Raw genomic sequence first — 16,599 nt, 5'->3', positions numbered from 1 at the left:
CACTGCCCTGCGGGGCGGTTCAAATCCCTTGTGCAACCGGCCGAAGTGGGCGTTGCCTCCGCATCGGAAACAAGTGGCCTTCCGTGACAAGGACGGGCCTTACGGCCCGCCCTTCGCCTGTTACGGCATGACGATCACATAGTCCTTCAGTGTGGTTTCCACGCATTCCCAGGTGCCCTCGAACCCCGGCCGGATCAGCCAGCGGTCGCCTGCGCGCAGAGTGGTGGCCTTGCCTTCGGTGTCGGTCAGGATCGAAACGCCTTCGTGGATATAAACGTATTCCCATTCCTCGTAGGACACTTTCCACTTGCCCGGCGTGGTCTGCCACATGCCGCTGTAGATGCCTTCGTCCTCACGCTCTTCCATACTCCAGGTCGTGTGGACGGGATCGCCCGCCAGCACGATTTCGGCGTCCGGGCGCTCGGTTTCGGGGGCGATGTCGGTGCGGTCGAATTTGAACAGGTGGTTCATGGATGTCCTCTGACGGGTCTTTGCGCAATTGGTGGCCCCGTCATTGGCCTCGCGTCATGTGCTTTGGTCAAGCCGGATTTCTGCTGCGGCGCGGCGGGCATGTTTCGCTGGCGCGGCACAGGGGCGGCGGCTATACAGGGGGTCAACGTTCCTCTTGAGGGAGAGCAAGAGAGACATGAGCGCATCAAGCCCTCTGCGCCCGGTACTGCCTGCCGACATCCAGTCGCGCAAGGGGGGCACGCCCCTCGTGGTGCTGACCGCCTATACGACGCCCATGGCGCGAATCGTCGACCGTCACTGCGATGTGGCGCTGGTTGGGGATTCCCTCGGCATGGTGCTGCATGGCCTGCCATCGACCATCGGTGTCACGATGGACATGATGATCCTGCATGGCAGGGCAGTGGTGCGCGGCCTGACCAAGGCCATGGCGGTGATCGACATGCCCTTCGGATCGTATGAGGAAAGCCCGCAGCAGGCGTTCCGCAATGCGGCGCGGCTGATCGCGGAAACCGGCGCCCCGGCAGTGAAGCTGGAGGGCGGGCAGCACATGGCGGAAACCATCGCCTTCCTGACGTCGCGCGGCGTGCCGGTGATGGCGCATATCGGGCTGACACCGCAGGCGGTAAACACGCTGGGCGGCTACAAGGTGGTGGGCCGGGACGCCGAGGCCGAGAAGGTCATGGCGGATGCGGTGGCGGTGCAGGAGGCCGGTGCTTTCTCGGTCGTGCTGGAAAAGGTGCCCGAGGGGCTTGCGTCGCGCATCACTCAGCGGCTGACCATCCCGACCATCGGCATCGGCGCTGGGGTGCGCTGTGACGGGCAGGTGCTGGTGGTCGACGACATGCTGGGCATGTTCACCGATTTCCGCCCGAAATTCGTGAAGCGTTTTGCCAATTTCGGTGAAACCGCCGACGAGGCGGTGGCCGCCTATGCCGCCGAAGTGCGCGACCGGGCCTTTCCGGGGCCGGAGCACGCCTTCGCCGATGTTCTGCCGGCCAAGGGGGCGCAAGGCTGATGCAAATTCTCAGGACTGTCGCCGAGTTGCGGACACGGGTGCGCGGCTGGAAGGCCGATGGCCGTCAGGTCGGCGTGGTGCCCACGATGGGCGCGCTGCATGAAGGGCATCTGAGCCTCGTGCGGGCGGCGAAACGCGGCTGTGATCGGGTGATCGTCACGGTTTTCGTGAACCCGACCCAGTTCAACAACCCCGAGGATCTGGCGAAATACCCCCGGACCGAGGCTGCGGATGCTGCTCTACTGGCCGAGGAAGGTGTGGATGTGCTGTTCGCCCCCGGCCCGGATGAGGTGTATCCGGCGGGCTTTGCCTCGCAGGTCATCGTCAATGGTGTCAGCGCCCCGCTGGAAGGCGAACGCCGCCCCGGCCATTTCGAGGGCGTGGCGACTGTTGTCACCAAGCTCTTCGGCATGACACAGGCCGACCGCGCCTATTTCGGCCAGAAGGACTGGCAGCAGTTGCAGGTGGTCAAGCGGCTGGTTGCCGACCTGAACATTCCGGTCGAGGTGGTGGGCTGCGAAACCATCCGCGAGCCTGATGGTCTGGCTATGTCGTCGCGCAATGTGCGGCTGGATCCCCTCAGCCGGGCGCAGGCGCCTGCGCTGCATCGTATCCTCCAGAAAACCGCGCAGGCCCTGCGGGGCGGGGCCGAGGTCGCGCCGGTTCTGGCGCAGGCGGTGGCTGATCTGCGGCTCGCCGGGTTTTCGGACGTGGATTATCTGGAACTGCGCACGGCGGCGATGCTGGAGCCCGCGACATCGGTCGCGCAACCCGCGCGGCTTCTGGTGGCGGCGACCATCGGTGATGTCCGGCTGATCGACAATATCCCGGTCTGACGGTTCGCCGGGCCGAAAGGGGCGGCACCCTGCCGCGCTTGACTTCGCCCGCCTGCCGGGCAAGTCAGGGGCAACTGGAAAGGACGCCCGAGATGACCGAAGCAAAGACCGACAAGCTGATCCTGCGGGCCCTGCGCGGCGAGGTGCTGCCGGTGCCGCCGGTGTGGATGATGCGGCAGGCCGGGCGCTATCTGCCGGAATATCGTGCGACACGGGCTGAGGCGGGGGATTTCCTGTCGCTGTGCTATAACCCGGAACTCGCCGCCGAAGTCACGCTGCAACCCATTCGCCGCTATGGCTTTGACGCGGCGATCCTGTTCGCCGACATCCTGCTGATCTGTCAGGCACTGGGCGCCGATCTGTGGTTCGAAACCGGCGAGGGGCCACGCCTGTCCACCATCACCACGGGGGCGGAGCTTGCGGCGCTGAAACCCGCATCGGCCATCCATGACCGGCTGTCGCCGGTCTATGAAACCGTGCGGCGTCTGTCGCGCGACCTGCCGCGCGAAACCACGCTGATCGGCTTCGCCGGTGCCCCCTGGACGGTGGCGACCTACATGATTGCCGGGCGCGGCACCAGGGATCAGGGTCCGGCCCATGCGCTGAAGGCGGCGGATCGCGCGACCTTTCAGGGCCTGATCGACCTGATCACCGAAGCGACCATCGACTATCTGTCGGAACAGGTGAAGGCCGGGGCCGAAGTGGTGAAGCTGTTCGACAGCTGGGCGGGCAGCCTGAAGGGCGACGATTTCACCGACTTCGCGGTGAAGCCCGCCGCACGGATCATCGCAGAACTGAAATCGCGCCACCCCGGCCTGCCGATCATCGCTTTCCCGCGCGAGGCGGGCGAGGGCTATATCGGTTTCGCCCGCGCCACCGGCGCCGATTGCGTGGCGCTGGACAACTCTGTCACTCCGGAATGGGGGGCCGCGCATGTGCAGGTCGATGGCTGTGTGCAGGGCAACCTCGCCCCCGGCCATATGGTGACGGGTGGCGAGGCGCTGGTGCGCGAAACCCGCCATGTGATCGAGGCCTTCCGCAATGGCCCGCATATCTTCAACCTCGGTCATGGCATCACCCCTGATGCCGACCCCGAGAACGTGCGGCTGATGATCGACACCATTCGCGGGGCATAAGGCGATGGCCCTGCCGCTTTGGGCCTGGGCCGGTCTGGCGGCGGCGCTGGCACAGACCGGGCGCAATGCCGCGCAGTCGGGGCTGACCGCGCGTCTGGGCACTCTGGGCGCGACCAATGTCCGCTTCCTGTTCGGTCTGCCCTTTGCCGCGCTGTTCCTGTGGCTCGCGCTCATGTGGTCGGGCGAGCCGTTGCCCGCACTGACCCTGCGTACCATCGGCTTTACGGCCATGGGATCGCTGGCACAGATCGCCGCAACCGCGCTGATGTTGCAGGTGATGCGGACCCAGGGCTTCGGCATTACGACCGCCTGGCTGAAGGTTGAACCCGTTCTGGTCGCGCTGGTTGGCTGGGCGATGCTGGGCGACCCGCTGACCGCGCCGATGCTGGGCGCCATCGGCGTCGCGGTGGTGGGGGTGTTGATCCTGACGCTGAAGCCCGGCGCGGGCCGCGCCATGCTGACGGGCCTTGGTCCCGCCGCGATGGGTCTGCTGGCGGGGCTGGCTTTCGGTATGGCGGCCATCGGCTTTCGTGGCGGGATCACCGCGCTGCCAGAGGGCGGCTTTCTGGTGCGCTCGCTGACAACGCTGGTGCTGTCACTCGCGATCCAGACCGGCATGCTGGGCCTGTGGCTGGCGCTGCGCGACCGCCCGGCGCTGGCGGGCAGCCTGCGCGAGTGGCTGCCTTCGCTGGCGGCGGGATTTCTGGGCGCGCTGGCCTCGGCCTTCTGGTTCATCGCCTTCTCGCTGACTTCGGCTGCCAATGTGCGGACGCTTGCGCTGGCCGAAGTGGTCTTTGCCCTGGCTGTCGCGCGCTTCGCCTTCCGCCAGCGCGTCACACCGCGCCAGATGGCGGGTATTGGCGTGCTGCTTTTGGGGGTTGCCTTGCTGATGCGGGTCTCGCCCTGAAACATGATCACAATTCAGGTCAGCCTTGTTGACTTGTATGCCGGTCAGGCGCACCCTCCGCCCCGAATCGCGTCAGGGAGGATGACATGCAGTGGAGCGACGTGCTGGCGACCCGCAGCACGAGAATGAAGGCGTCGGAAATCCGGGAACTGCTGAAGTTGCTGGACCAGCCCGACATCATTTCCTTCGCCGGCGGGATTCCCGATCCGGCCCTGTTCCCGGCTGATGCCTTCGCCCGCGCCTTTGCCGATGTCATGGCCGACAGTCAGGCCGCAGCCGCGCTGCAATATTCGGTATCGGAAGGCTACAAGCCGCTGCGCGACTGGATCGCGGCCGAAATGGGCAAGATCGGCGTGCCCTGCACGGCCGAGAACATTCTCATCACCTCGGGCTCGCAACAGGCGCTGGATTACCTGGGCAAACTGATGCTGTCACCCGGTGACACTGCAATGGTTACCTGGCCCACCTATCTGGGCGCGCTGGGGGCTTTCAACGCCTATGAGCCGCTGTATGTGCGGCTGGACCCCGGCTCCAACGCCGATCCCGAGGCGCAGAAGGCCGAGGCCCGCGAGGCTGGCGGGGCTCTGAAATTCGCCTATCTTTCCGCTGATTTCTGCAACCCGACCGGCGAGACGCTGACCCGCGCCGCGCGCGAGGCACTGCTGGATCAGGCAGCAGCGCTGGGCGTCGCGGTGATCGAGGACGGCGCCTATCAGTTCCTGCGCTACGATGGCGAACCGATCCCGCCGATCCTTGCACTGGATATCGAGCGCTCCGGCGGGATCGAAAATACCCGCACGATCTATTGCGGCTCTTTCTCCAAGACGCTGGCGCCGGGTCTGCGCGTGGGCTGGGTCTGTGGCGCGCGCGAGGTAATCTCGCGGCTGGTACTGATGAAACAGGCGGCCGACCTGCATTCAGCGACGATGAGCCAGATCGTCACGGATCGCGTGGCACGCGAACTCTTTGACAGTCATGTCGCCAGACTGCGCGCCACCTATGGCGCACGGCGTGACCGGATGCTGGCGGCGCTGGATCGCGAGATGCCGGAAGGCGTGCGCTTCACCCGGCCCGAAGGCGGCATGTTCATCTGGCTGACGCTGCCCGAAGGCATGGACGGCGCCGACCTGCTGGCCCGTGCCATCGCGGAAGAGCGTGTGGCCTTCGTGCCCGGCGGCGCTTTCCACGCGGACGGGTCAAACCGCAATACGCTGCGGCTGTCGTTTTCTTGTGCGACGGAAGAGAAAATCGACGAGGGCATCGCCCGCCTCGGCCGTCTTTTGCGCGGCTGACGGGGCGCGGGGGGCAGACAGCCCCCTTTGCTTCACAGGCCGGGAACCCCCATGCCACGCAGGCGGTTCAGCGCCGGTTCAGCGTCTTCGCAATTCTTCAGACGGATCGTCACTGCGCTGGCAAAGCCGAAGCGCCCGGCGGATGTCGGGCGCAGGGTCAGCGCCAGGCCGTCCGGGCCAAGGCTGGCGGTTTCGATGGCATCCTCGGCGCCGAAATCTTCGTCATTCACCTCGAACCAGAGCGGGCCGCCGGTCTTGGGCTGACGGAACAGCGCATAGCTTTCGTCACGCGCATCGACGAAGCCCACGAAGATCAGCCCGTCCTCTTCCGCCACGGTCGCATAAGCCGCTTTCACCACAATGCCGGTCATGTTCAATACCACTTCGCGACGGGGGGCAGGCTCATCAGAACGGCATCGGCGTTGTGTCCGGTCTCCAGCCCGAATTTGGTGCCGCGATCATAGACGAGGTTGTATTCGACATAGAGACCGCGGTGGCGGAGTTGGGTTTCGCGGTCGTCCGCGCTGGAAGGCGTGCCGAGGCGGCGTTCCGTCACCGGCAGGAAGGCGGGCAGGAAGGTGGCACCCACTGCGCGGGTGAAGGCGAAATCAGCCTCCCAGTCGCCGGTATTCAGATCGTCATAGAAGATGCCGCCGACCCCGCGCGCCCGGCCCCGGTGGGGAATGAAGAAATACTCGTCGGCCCAGGCCCTGAAACGCGGGTAATAGCCCGCGTCATGCGCATCGCAGGCGGCTTGCAGGGCGGCGTGGAAATGCGCGGTGTCTTCGGCATATTCGATGCAGGGGTTCAGATCGGCACCACCGCCAAACCACCAGGCATGGGGCGTCCAGAACATCCGGGTGTTCATGTGGACCGCCGGGGTGTGCGGGTTCTGCATATGGGCCACGAGGCTGATGCCGCTGGCCCAGAAGCGCGGATCTTCCGCCATGCCGGGCACACCACGCGCCGCCATGGCCTTTTGCGCGCGCGCGCCAAGGCTGCCATGGACGGTGGAGATATTGACGCCGACCTTTTCAAAGACCGTGCCGCCGCGCATCACGCTCATCAACCCGCCGCCGCCGCTGTCGCGGGTGGTGGGGGTGACCTCGAACCGGCCCGCCGCATCGCCGCCAAAGCGGGTTTCCAGCGCCTCGAAGGCGGTCACGATCTCGTCGCGCAGGCTGCGGAACCAGTCTGCCGCGCGTGTCTTGCGGGTTTCGAAATCCTCGGTCATCGGCTGCTCTCCGCTGCGGTCGGCCCCTTCCTATCAACTTCGTCCGCAGGCTGCCAGAATCGGATTTCCCGTGCGGGCGGGCGCTGCTAGGCTGGCGCAAAGAGTGGAGTGCGTGATGAAACGTCTGCTGATCCTGCTGCCGCTGCTGGCGGCTTGTGGCACGCCGCAAGAGCAATGCATCCGCCAGGTCACCCGCGATCAGCGCGTGGTGGAGCGGCTGATCACCGAAACCGAAGAGAATTTGCGCCGTGGCTATGCCATTGAAACCTACGTCACGACGGTGACGCGCTGGCGGCCCTGTGGGCCGGGTGGCGTGGACGAGAAGGGCAAGCCCGCACCACCGCAGATGTGTCTGGATGATATCGACGTGACGCGCACGCGGCCGAAAGCCATTGATCTGGATGCCGAGGCGGTGAAGCTGCGGCAGCTTCGGACGAAGCGGGATGCGCTGGCGAGGCAGAGCAGCAGTTCGGTCGCGGCCTGCAAGGCACAGTATCCCGAATAGGGATCAGTGGGCGGGGGCCGTTACCGCATCGACGAGGCTGCGCCCGCCATCCACCGTCAGCACCTGCCCGGTCATGAAGCCGGAGGCATCGGAGGCGAGGTACTGCACCGTTTCCGCCAGTTCGCTGGCGGCGGCAATGCGGCCCATGGGCGTGCCCGCGGTGATCGCCTCCCGGTAGTCGGGGGTATCTTTCAGGGCGGCCTGAAGGCTCGCGCTCATCACCGAACCGAAGGCGACCGCATTCACCCGGATACCTTTGGGGGCAAGGGCGACCGCCATCGAGCGGGTCATCTGGTCCAGCGCGGCGCAGGCGACGGAATAGCCCAGAAGCTCGGGCCGGGTATGCTGCGCGGCGATGGACGAGATGTTGATGATCGACCCCGCCGGGCCGCCGCCATTGCGCTCGGCCTGAAGGATCATCCGCTTGGCAGTCAGCTGCGTCAGGCGCAGGCTGGGGAACAGGTTCTGTTCCAGCATCGGTTCGACCGCGTCGTCGTCGATGCAAAGCGGGTCCGACAGGCTGATCTGGCGGCTTGCATTCACGAGGATGTCCACCCGTTCGAAGGCATCCATGGTGGCGGACAGCAGGTTGGTGATGGCCAGCTTCTGCCGTAGATCGCCCGCGAACATGCGTACCGGGCCTTCGCCCCGTGCTTCGTCACCGACCTCGGCCTCCAGCCGGGCTTCGTCCATGTCGGCGAAGATCACATTGGCGCCCTTGTCAACAAAGTGGCGGGCGATGGCGCGGCCGATACCGTTGGCGGCGCCGGTAACGATGGCGGTCTTGCCTTGAATGGAAAGCGACATGAGGAGGAGCCCTTTCTGCCTAGCGGCGGCTGGGATAGGAGGCGCGGACAAGCCGGAATGCGCCGTCGCCGCCGATCTCCTCCACCTCTCGGAACGCCGCACGCAGGGCGGGATCATAGGGGAGATGACGGTTGGCGACCAGCCAGAGCGTGCCATCGGGGGCAAGCATCTTTGCCGCGGCCTTGAGGAAGGCGAGGCCGAGACCGGGATCGGCCTCGCGCCCGGTATGGAAGGGCGGGTTGCAGACCACGGCGCCCGCCAGATGCGGGACCTGCCAGAGCCGTGCATCGGCCCAGTGGAAATGCGCGCGCGGGTCGGGGATATTCAGACGTGCGCAGTCGAGCGCGGTGTGATCGGCTTCGACCAGATGCAGTTCCTTTACACCGTCGCGGGTAAGGACCGCGCGGGACAGGTAGCCCCAGCCAGCACCCAGATCGACCACGCGCGAGGGAAATTTGGCGGGCAGCACCCCGGCCAGCATGATCGAGCCACGATCCGGCCCGTCGGCGGAAAACACGCCGGGCAGGGTGGTGAAGCCGTCAACCTGCTGCGGGCGGGCGGACCAGTCGGACAGATCCGGGCCGGAAGGGAAGGCGGCGATCTTGCCATGCGCCTTGGCGAGCGCTTGGCCCAGATCCACGCGGGCGCGCAGGTCTTTCAGCAGCGTGTCAATGCCATCGGTCTTTTGCCCGTCCAGAATGACAAGGGCCCCGGGCGGCAGATGAGCGCAGGCAGTGGCGACCAGCGCGCGGGCTTCGGCCCGTGCGCGCGGCACGCAGATCAGCGCGGCTGTATAATCGCCCTCCGGCGCGGTGGCACAGGCATGGCCCAGCCCGGTGAAATGATCATGGTCCGGGCGGAAGCCGGTGATGACCTGCACGCGGGCCTTCGGCAGCGCCGACAGGTCGTCGCCCGCGCGCGGGCGGAAGACAGCGATGCGCCCCTCGGGCGGCAGGGCAATGGCGCCGGTATCCAGCGCAAGCTCAAGACGGGTGGAACGCATGGGCGGCCCCTTGGGGCCTTATCCTCTCTTATTCCTTCTCCATCGTGCATTGCAGCGGATGCTGATGCCGACGCGAGAAATCCATCACTTGCGCAACCTTGGTTTCGGCCACTTCGAAGGAGAACACGCCAACCACGGCGAGGCCCTTCTTGTGAACCGTCAGCATGATCTCGAACGCCTGCGCGTGATTGAGGCCGAAGAAGCGTTCAAGGATATGCACCACGAATTCCATCGGCGTGTAATCGTCATTCAGCAGCAGCACCTTGTACATGGGTGGCCGCTGGGTGCGGGTCTTTGCCTTCGTCAGGATCGAGGCTTCCGATCCGGGCCCGTCGTCTTTGTCGGACATGAAAAAGGGGCGCAGGGTCAAGGGTCGCTCCGGCAGGTTCGGCGGATTCGTGATATCGGTAGATTATAGCGCAAAGCGGCGGCGCGAAAAGGGGCTGGCGAATCCGTGACCCGGCGCTACTTTCGCGGCCATGGAAAAACTGACGCTTATCGGCTTCGATGCCGACGACACGCTCTGGCAGAACGAGACCTTCTTCCGGCTGACGCAGGACAGGTTCGAGTCTTTGCTGGCGGATCACGCCGCCGCCGATCATCTGCACGAACGGCTGCTGGCGGCAGAGCGGCGCAATGTCGGCCAGTATGGTTTCGGGGTGAAAGGCTTCACGCTTTCGATGATCGAAACCGCCATCGAGGTGACCGAGGGCCGGGTGCCCGCCTCCGTCATTGCCGAGCTGATCGCGGCGGGGCGCGAGATGCTGTCCCATCCGATCGAGCTTCTGCCCCATGCGCGCGAGGCGGTGACGGCAGCGGCCGGGGCAGGGTTCCGCGTCATGCTGATCACCAAGGGGGATCTGATGGATCAGGAGCGCAAGCTGGCGCAGTCAGGGCTGGGGGATCTGTTCGACGCGGTGGAGATCGTGTCGGACAAGACGGCATCGGTCTATACGCGGCTGTTTGCCCGCCATGGCGTGCGCCCCGAGGCGGCGATGATGGTTGGAAACTCGCTGAAATCCGACGTTCTGCCGGTGATCGAAACCGGCGGCTGGGGGGTGCATGTGCCCCACGGCCTGACCTGGGCGCTGGAGCGCGCCGATCCGCCGACCGGCCACGCGCGTTTTCGCGAATTGTCCGATCTTTCGGCACTGCCGGGGCTCCTGGATCAGCTTTCGTCATAATGTGGTGGTGGCGTTCCATGGCCCCCACCACATATCGCTATGGCTTCTGAACAACGCCGCAAAAGTGGTTGAATTTCCGGGGTTTCCGGCGCCGATACCCTGTGTTAGCCTTCGTCAAAAGCCCCGGACTACACGGGGCAGACGATACCGAGGCAGATAACAATAAGGCGAGGGGCAGGGACGTGGCTTCACGACTTGGGCAGTTCGTTCGCAACTTCACCCTGATGGCGGTTTTCATTGTGGTCGCGGCCTGTTCCGCAACCCGACCGACACCGTCTGGCGCGGCGCCCTACGCCGCCTATGTGATGGATGCGCGCACCGGCGAGACTCTTTACCAGACCAACGCGGATACGCGGCTGCATCCGGCTTCGCTGACCAAGATGATGACACTGTACATCGCCTTCGAGGCGGTGGAGCGCGGCGAAATCAGCCTCGACAGCATGGTCACCATCTCGAAACATGCGGCGAACGAGCCGCCCTCGCGCCTTGGCCTGAAGCCGGGGCAGAAGATCGCCCTGCGCCATCTGATTCGCGCCGCCGCCATCAAATCGGCCAATGACGCGGCTACGGCCATTGGCGAGGCGGTCGGCGGATCGGAGGCGAATTTCGCCAAGCGGATGAACCGCACCGCCAAGGCGATCGGCATGACCAACACCACCTTCCAGAACGCCAACGGCCTGACGCGGTCGGGCCACTTGTCGACCGCACATGACATGTCGGTGCTGGGGCGGCGGCTGTTCTACGATTTCCCGCAATATTACAACATTTTCTCGCGGCGCGAGACGGATGCTGGTGTGCGGGACGTGCTGTCGACCAACCGCAGGTTCCTTGACAGCTACAAGGGGGCCGATGGCATCAAGACCGGCTTCACCAATGCGGCAGGGTTCAACCTGACCGCTTCGGCGGAGCGCAATGGCGTGCGGATCATCGCAACCGTGTTCGGCGGCACTTCGACTGCGCAGCGTAATGCCAAGATGTCGGAACTGCTGGACCTTGGCTTTGCCAAGGCGCGTCCGGGGGCCAAGGTGCAACCGCCGGCGCCGCCGGTCTACCAGCAGCCCGAAGCGCCGGCGGCCCCGGCAGAGGATATGCTGGTGGCCGATGCCTCGGGCGGAAGGGTTGTCGGGGCGAAGACCGTGCGTGTCAGCACGACGCTGGCGAAATCGCCGGTGCCGCGGGCCCGTCCGGGGGCTGCGCCGGTCGCGATGGTGGCACAGGTTGAAACGCTGCCGGAGGCCCGGCCCGATCCGGCGGTCGAGGCTGCAGTGGATGCGGTGGCGGAACGGATCGCTGCCGAAGTGGCCGTGGCCGCCATGCAGGACAGCATTGCCGATGCGCTGGCTGCGGCCGGGGCGGAAACCACGGAGGTCGCCATTGCCGAGGCTGATACCGGCCTGCCGGAAATCACCGATGGCAGCGTGATGACTCTGGCGGCGGCGGTTGCCGTGCCGCAGGCGGCCGCGCCAAAGGCGAAGCCCGCGCATGTGCCGACCGTGATTCACACCGCCACGCCCATGGCGGGCGAAGCGGCAGAGCAGGTGGCCAGCGCCCGTGTGACGCCGACACCGACCGAGGTGGTGACCCGCATCTCGACTTCGGGCGGGCGGCACTGGGGTGTGAACATCGGTCGCTTTGCCAGCCGGGGCGCGGCAGAACGCGCCCTGATGCAGACCATGCTGTCGGAGGGCGCCACGCTGAACGAGGGGCTGCGCAAGATCGTGCAGAAACCCACAGGCTTTGACGCCAATTTCATGGGCCTGAGCCAGAAACAGGCGGAGCTTGCCTGTCTTCGGCTTCAGGCGCGCGGCACGCAGTGCTTCACCCTCGGGCCGTAAGGCCGCGGCTGATCTTGCGGATCGGATCGCCTCCGGGCAGGTTTGACACCTGACCCGGAGGTTTTGTTTCATGGACTACGTCTTCCCGCCCGCGCCTGTGCCCAGCCTGCCCGTTCAGGGTATGGCTGCGCGTTTCCCCGTGCGCCGCATCTTCTGCGTCGGGCGCAACTATGCCGAACACGCGCGCGAAATGGGGCATGACCCGGACCGCGAACCGCCGTTCTTCTTTACCAAGCCTGCCGACGCGCTGGTGCAGGACGGGATGCAGATCGCTTATCCGCCCGCGACGGCGGATCTGCACCACGAGGCGGAACTGGTGGTTGCCATTCGCAAGGGTGGTGCGGGGATTGCCATGGCGCAGGCGCTCGATCATGTGTTCGGCTATGCGGCAGGCAATGACCTGACGCGCCGCGACATGCAGGCCGCGGCCAAGGCGGCGCGGCGACCCTGGGATATGTCGAAGGGCTTTGATGCCTCGGCGGTGGTCGGCACCATTGTGCCGGGGCAGGCGGTGCCGGAGGGCGCGATTCGCTGCCTTGTTGCGGGGGGCGTGCGGCAGGAGGCAGCGCTGGCGGACATGATCTGGCCGGTCGCGGATGTCATTGCGCATCTGTCGGGGCTGGTTCGGCTGGAGCCGGGCGATCTCATCATGACCGGCACACCTGCCGGGGTTGGCGCGATTGCGCGGGGCGAAACCTGTGTGGTGCAGATAGATGGCCTGCCGCAGGCTGTGGTGACGGTGATCTGAAACCGGGAGCCTTTGCCGGGGGCATCGACCCCCCGGCCAAGGCATTGCCATGGAAGACGGCCTCCGGTCGCCGGGATCAGGCGACGCGAATTTCGATCAGGCGCGGTCCGGTGCAAGGCTGTTGCAAGGCTTTGGCGAGTTCGGCCGGGGTGTTGGCGACGCTCTGGAACGGCAGGTCGCAGGCGGCTGCGAAAGGCTCCATCCGCAGGGGGGAGGGGGTGCAGCCGATGACCTCTGCCCCGGCGCCGGTTATCGCCTCGGCGATTTCGCGGAAACCTGCATTGTTCCAGACGAGGAAGGTGACGGGCAGCTTTTCGTCCACGGCGGCGCGCAGTTCACCGGGCGAGAATTGCAACCCGCCATCACCGATCAGGCAGATGACTGACGTACCGGGGGCGGCAAGCGCGGCGCCGATGGCGGCGCCGGGGCCAAAGCCCAGGGCGCCATAGCCGGTGGCGGCATTGAACCAGCCACCCGCGCGGTCATGGTCGTAATAAAGGTTCCCGGCATAGACCGGCTGCGTGCTGTCGCCGACCACGATGGAACCGGGCACGGCTTCACGCAGGGCTTCCAGCATGGCAAGCTGATGCGGCATGTCGGGATGCAGCCTTGCCAGTTCGGCTCTTGCCGCATCACGGGTGGCACCGGCCCGCCCGGCGCCATCGCCCCTGCGCGGCGGGATGGCGGCGGCGAGTTCGGCCAGCGTTGTGGTGGCGTCGGCGGCGAGGGTCAGGCTGGCAGGGTGCCGGGCGAGCTGGTCGGGGCAGAGGTCAATGCGGATCATGGCGGAAAGGTCCGGCAGGCCGCCACGCACATACATGTCATAATCGGTGGGACCAAGCTCGGTGCCGACGGCCAGCACCAGATCCGCCCCGGCGATCAGCGCTCGGGTGGCGTCGAGCGAGGGGGAGGCGGGTACGGTCAGGGCATGGCCATGCATCAATCCGCGGGCATTGGTGGTCTGCACCACCGGAGCGTCCAGCGCCTCGGCCAGCGCGCGCAACGGCGCTTCGGCCCGCCGGGCGCCGCCACCGGCAAGGATGACCGGGGTTGTGGCGGCGGAAAGGCGGGTGATGGCGAGGGCCAGCGCCTCGGGCTCCGGTAACAGCGGGCGCGCGGCAGGAGCCGGGCGCGGCGCTGTGGCGGGCAGTGGCATCACATCGGTTGGCACTTCGATATGCACCGGGCCGGGCCGGCCCGAGGTCAGAGCGGCGAAGGCGCGGTCGAGCACGGGCTCCACCATCTCGGGCGCAGTGATCTGGAAGCTGGGGCAGAGTGTGCGCACCATCCCGGCCTGATCTGGCAGTTCGTGCAGTAGGCCATAGCCGCCACCAAGGCTTGCGCGCCGGTTCACGCCGGAGATCACAAGGATCGGCACCGAATCGGCCCGTGCCTGTGCCATGGCGGTCAGCGCATTGGTCAGTCCGGGGCCGGTGATGACGAAGGCCACGCCGGGCTTGCCTGAGACGCGGGCATAGCCATCCGCCATGAAGGCGGCGCCCTGTTCGTGGCGGGGCGTGACATGGCTGATGCCGGAACCGGCAAGGCCACGGTAAAGCTCGATCGTATGGACGCCGGGGATGCCGAAGACCAAATCGACGCCGCGCTGTTTCAGGCCCTGAACAAGCGCCTGTCCGGTGGAAAGAGGCATGATCTGCTCCGTTTGCTGCGGGGAGGGGCGCTGCCCCTCGCGCCTTCGGCGCTCACCCCCGGGATATTTGGACCAAGGTGAAATCAGGCGGCGTCGGCGCGGAAGCGCGCCGCATGGCGGGCGATGCGGGTGCAGCCTTCGGCAATAGCGGCGTCGGGTTGGGTGAGCGCGAGGCGCAGCCAGCCGGAAAGCGCGGCGCCGAAGCTTTCGCCCGGCATGACGGCGACATGTTCGGCATCGAGCAGGCTTTGCGCGAAGGCCTCGCCTGAAAGGCCGGTGGCGCGCACGTCGACCAGGGCGAACATGCCCGCATCGGGGCGATGGACGCGCAGGCCCGCAGTGCCATGCAGCTTGTCGTGGATCATGGTGGCTCGGGCCGCGAAACGCGCAGCCATGCCGGGGGCAACCGGCGAGGGATGGCTGACTGCCTGAGTTGTCATGTCGGCAATGAAGGGCTGATTGCCGAAGAGCATGGTTTCCGACAGCGGCAGCAGGCGGGCGCAGAACTCGGCAGGGCCGACGCACCAGCCCGAACGGAAGCCGGGCGCCGCGTGGGATTTGGAGATCGAGGCGCAGGTGATGCTGCGGTCTGCCAGTTCGGCCAGATCGAGCGGCGAGGTGAAGTGAACGCCTTCAAACACCAGATCCTCATAGACCTCGTCCGACACGATCCACAGGTCATGGGCGCGGGCAACCTCGCTGATGGCAGCGATGTCCTCGCGCGTTAGCACGGCGCCGGTGGGGTTGTGCGGGGTGTTGAGGAAAATCGCGCGCGTGTCCGGGGTAACGGCGGCCGCGACATCGGCCGGATCGAGCCGGAAGCCGCGTTCGGGGCGCAGCGTCACCGGAACCGGCGTGGCGCCTGTGGCGCGGATCAGCCCTTCGTAGGTCGCATACATCGGGTCGCCAACGATGACTTCAGCCCCTGCCTCGGCGATGGCCATGAAGACGGCGTAGAGCGTGGTCTGGGTGCCCGGGAAGCACATCACCTGTTCCGGGCCGATGTGCCGCCCGCGCCGGATGGAATAGCGCGCGGCCAGCGCCCGCAGCAGCCCTGGCTCGCCCTGGCCATTGGAATAGCCGGTGCGCCCCGACAGCATGGCGCGCGCGGCGGTTTCCATCAGTTCGGGCGGGCAGGGCACATCCGGTTCGCCAATGGTGAATTCCAGCACGGCGGTGCCTTCGGCTTTCATCCGGCGGGCGCGGGCGTGGATTTCCCATTTCGCGCCGCCCAGATCGGCGAGGCGTTCGGTGACGGAGGCGTATTTCATGGCGTTTCCTCTGGCATGGCGGGGGGCAGGCTGGCGGCAAGGTCGAGACCAAGAATGGCGCCGACAGCTTCCAGCCCGATATGTTCGAGTTCGCCGGGCGCAAAAGCCTCCGGCAGGGCGCAGCCTTCCAGCCACAGCCCGTCGATCACGCCGTTGCAGGCGATGGCGAGTGTGCGCAGCCGGGCAGGATCGTTGTGCCCCGGCAGGGCGGCGATGAGTTCCTGCAGCAGGTCGCGATAGCCCAGATAGGTTTCGGCGTGAATCGCGGCCATCGCGGGATCGGAGCGCACCTGATGCAGAAACCCGGCCCAAAGGCCCATGCTGCGCGGATCGACCACCGGCGGGCGCAGCGCGGCGGCGACGAAGGCGGCCAGCCGGGCCATGGGATCGGCTGGCGCGGCCTCCAGCACCGCGGCATTTTCGCTGCTCATCCGGTGCATCAGCGCGCGATAGGCTTCGCGGGTCAGTTCCTCTTTCGTCTGGAAATAGTGACGAATCAGGCCGGGCGTAACGCCTGCCCGTTCGGCAATGGCGCGGACAGTCGCGGCCGAAGGGCCGCCCTCGGATATCAGGTCCAGGGCTGCGGAAACCAGCGCATCGCGCCGCCGCTCCTCACCCTCCCGTCTGAACTTGCGCCGTTCGCCTTGCATGGGCACCTCAATTATACACTTGCATAATTACAGGGATCGGGGCTTACTGCAATC

General features: G+C 66.3%; 18 protein-coding genes. 9 read left to right on the top strand and 9 right to left on the bottom strand.

Annotated elements, in window-relative coordinates:
• Positions 1–120: 120 nt before the first annotated feature.
• Positions 121–471, bottom strand: coding sequence for a cupin domain-containing protein (locus C8N34_RS11480; protein WP_054302444.1), 351 nt, complete (start codon positions 469–471; stop codon positions 121–123).
• Between the two features lie 175 nt (positions 472–646).
• Between C8N34_RS11480 and panB the strand changes: the two genes are divergently transcribed.
• The 5 genes from panB (at position 647) to C8N34_RS11455 (ending at position 5,657) form a co-directional block, all read left to right on the top strand.
• Positions 647–1,486, top strand: coding sequence for a 3-methyl-2-oxobutanoate hydroxymethyltransferase (gene panB, locus C8N34_RS11475; RefSeq protein ID WP_108128961.1), 840 nt, complete (start codon positions 647–649; stop codon positions 1,484–1,486).
• Entirely contained in the window at positions 1,483–2,322 is an 840-nt protein-coding gene (panC, locus tag C8N34_RS11470; protein WP_108128960.1) for a pantoate--beta-alanine ligase, read from the top strand. Before panB ends, panC begins: the two co-directional genes overlap by 4 nt.
• Positions 2,323–2,414: 92 nt before the next feature.
• Positions 2,415–3,458 (top strand): uroporphyrinogen decarboxylase, encoded by a 1,044-nt coding sequence (hemE, locus tag C8N34_RS11465; protein ID WP_108128959.1) that lies wholly within the window; start codon positions 2,415–2,417, stop codon positions 3,456–3,458.
• 4 nt (positions 3,459–3,462) lie between these two features.
• Complete coding sequence (locus C8N34_RS11460) at positions 3,463–4,365, top strand: DMT family transporter (RefSeq protein ID WP_108128958.1); 903 nt, start codon at positions 3,463–3,465, stop codon at positions 4,363–4,365.
• 86 nt (positions 4,366–4,451) lie between these two features.
• A complete protein-coding gene (locus C8N34_RS11455) occupies positions 4,452–5,657 on the top strand; it encodes an aminotransferase-like domain-containing protein (RefSeq protein ID WP_170120552.1) in 1,206 nt (401 codons plus the stop codon).
• Positions 5,658–5,689: 32 nt separating this feature from the next.
• Here C8N34_RS11455 and C8N34_RS11450 read toward each other — a convergent pair whose 3' ends face one another.
• On the bottom strand, positions 5,690–6,028 hold the full coding sequence (locus C8N34_RS11450; RefSeq protein WP_108128957.1) for a hypothetical protein: 339 nt from the start codon (positions 6,026–6,028) through the stop codon (positions 5,690–5,692).
• Between the two features lie 2 nt (positions 6,029–6,030).
• A complete protein-coding gene (hemF, locus tag C8N34_RS11445; RefSeq protein WP_108128956.1) occupies positions 6,031–6,891 on the bottom strand; it encodes an oxygen-dependent coproporphyrinogen oxidase in 861 nt (286 codons plus the stop codon).
• A 115-nt stretch (positions 6,892–7,006) separates the two neighbouring features.
• Here hemF and C8N34_RS11440 point away from each other — a divergent pair, with 115 nt between their 5' ends.
• The gene (locus C8N34_RS11440) at positions 7,007–7,396 is read left to right on the top strand and encodes a hypothetical protein (protein WP_054302436.1); all 390 of its coding nucleotides are present in this window, start codon (positions 7,007–7,009) and stop codon (positions 7,394–7,396) included.
• Between the two features lie 3 nt (positions 7,397–7,399).
• On the opposite strand, the gene C8N34_RS11435 is transcribed toward C8N34_RS11440, so the two are convergent.
• From C8N34_RS11435 to clpS, 3 genes are read right to left on the bottom strand one after another with little or no spacing between them, the layout of a single operon-like run.
• On the bottom strand, positions 7,400–8,203 hold the full coding sequence (locus tag C8N34_RS11435) for an SDR family NAD(P)-dependent oxidoreductase (RefSeq protein ID WP_054302435.1): 804 nt from the start codon (positions 8,201–8,203) through the stop codon (positions 7,400–7,402).
• A 19-nt stretch (positions 8,204–8,222) separates the two neighbouring features.
• Positions 8,223–9,206 (bottom strand): class I SAM-dependent methyltransferase, encoded by a 984-nt coding sequence (locus C8N34_RS11430; protein WP_108128955.1) that lies wholly within the window; start codon positions 9,204–9,206, stop codon positions 8,223–8,225.
• 28 nt (positions 9,207–9,234) lie between these two features.
• Positions 9,235–9,555, bottom strand: coding sequence for an ATP-dependent Clp protease adapter ClpS (gene clpS / locus C8N34_RS11425; protein ID WP_054302611.1), 321 nt, complete (start codon positions 9,553–9,555; stop codon positions 9,235–9,237).
• A 130-nt stretch (positions 9,556–9,685) separates the two neighbouring features.
• Between clpS and C8N34_RS11420 the strand changes: the two genes are divergently transcribed.
• The 3 genes from C8N34_RS11420 (at position 9,686) to C8N34_RS11410 (ending at position 12,973) form a co-directional block, all read left to right on the top strand.
• Positions 9,686–10,390: an HAD family hydrolase gene (locus C8N34_RS11420; RefSeq protein WP_054302433.1), complete on the top strand. Its 705-nt coding sequence runs from the start codon at positions 9,686–9,688 to the stop codon at positions 10,388–10,390.
• Positions 10,391–10,572: 182 nt separating this feature from the next.
• On the top strand, positions 10,573–12,225 hold the full coding sequence (locus C8N34_RS11415; RefSeq protein ID WP_082400851.1) for a D-alanyl-D-alanine carboxypeptidase family protein: 1,653 nt from the start codon (positions 10,573–10,575) through the stop codon (positions 12,223–12,225).
• A 70-nt stretch (positions 12,226–12,295) separates the two neighbouring features.
• Entirely contained in the window at positions 12,296–12,973 is a 678-nt protein-coding gene (locus tag C8N34_RS11410; RefSeq protein ID WP_054302432.1) for a fumarylacetoacetate hydrolase family protein, read from the top strand.
• A 76-nt stretch (positions 12,974–13,049) separates the two neighbouring features.
• On the opposite strand, the gene C8N34_RS11405 is transcribed toward C8N34_RS11410, so the two are convergent.
• From C8N34_RS11405 to C8N34_RS11395, 3 genes are all read right to left on the bottom strand, one after another.
• On the bottom strand, positions 13,050–14,624 hold the full coding sequence (locus C8N34_RS11405; protein WP_108128953.1) for a 5-guanidino-2-oxopentanoate decarboxylase: 1,575 nt from the start codon (positions 14,622–14,624) through the stop codon (positions 13,050–13,052).
• An 83-nt stretch (positions 14,625–14,707) separates the two neighbouring features.
• Complete coding sequence (locus C8N34_RS11400; RefSeq protein ID WP_108128952.1) at positions 14,708–15,895, bottom strand: pyridoxal phosphate-dependent aminotransferase; 1,188 nt, start codon at positions 15,893–15,895, stop codon at positions 14,708–14,710.
• Positions 15,892–16,545 carry a TetR/AcrR family transcriptional regulator gene (locus tag C8N34_RS11395; protein ID WP_108128951.1) on the bottom strand — a complete coding sequence of 218 codons (654 nt, stop codon included), beginning with the start codon at positions 16,543–16,545 and terminating at the stop codon, positions 15,892–15,894. Before C8N34_RS11395 ends, C8N34_RS11400 begins: the two co-directional genes overlap by 4 nt.
• Between the last annotated feature and the right edge of the window lie 54 nt (positions 16,546–16,599).

It is taken from the genome of Gemmobacter caeni (assembly GCF_003054195.1).
GTDB classification, from domain to species: Bacteria; Pseudomonadota; Alphaproteobacteria; order Rhodobacterales; family Rhodobacteraceae; genus Gemmobacter; species Gemmobacter caeni.
The sequence above is the reverse complement of the archived record's forward strand: the minus strand, read 5'-3'. Positions and strand labels throughout refer to the sequence as shown.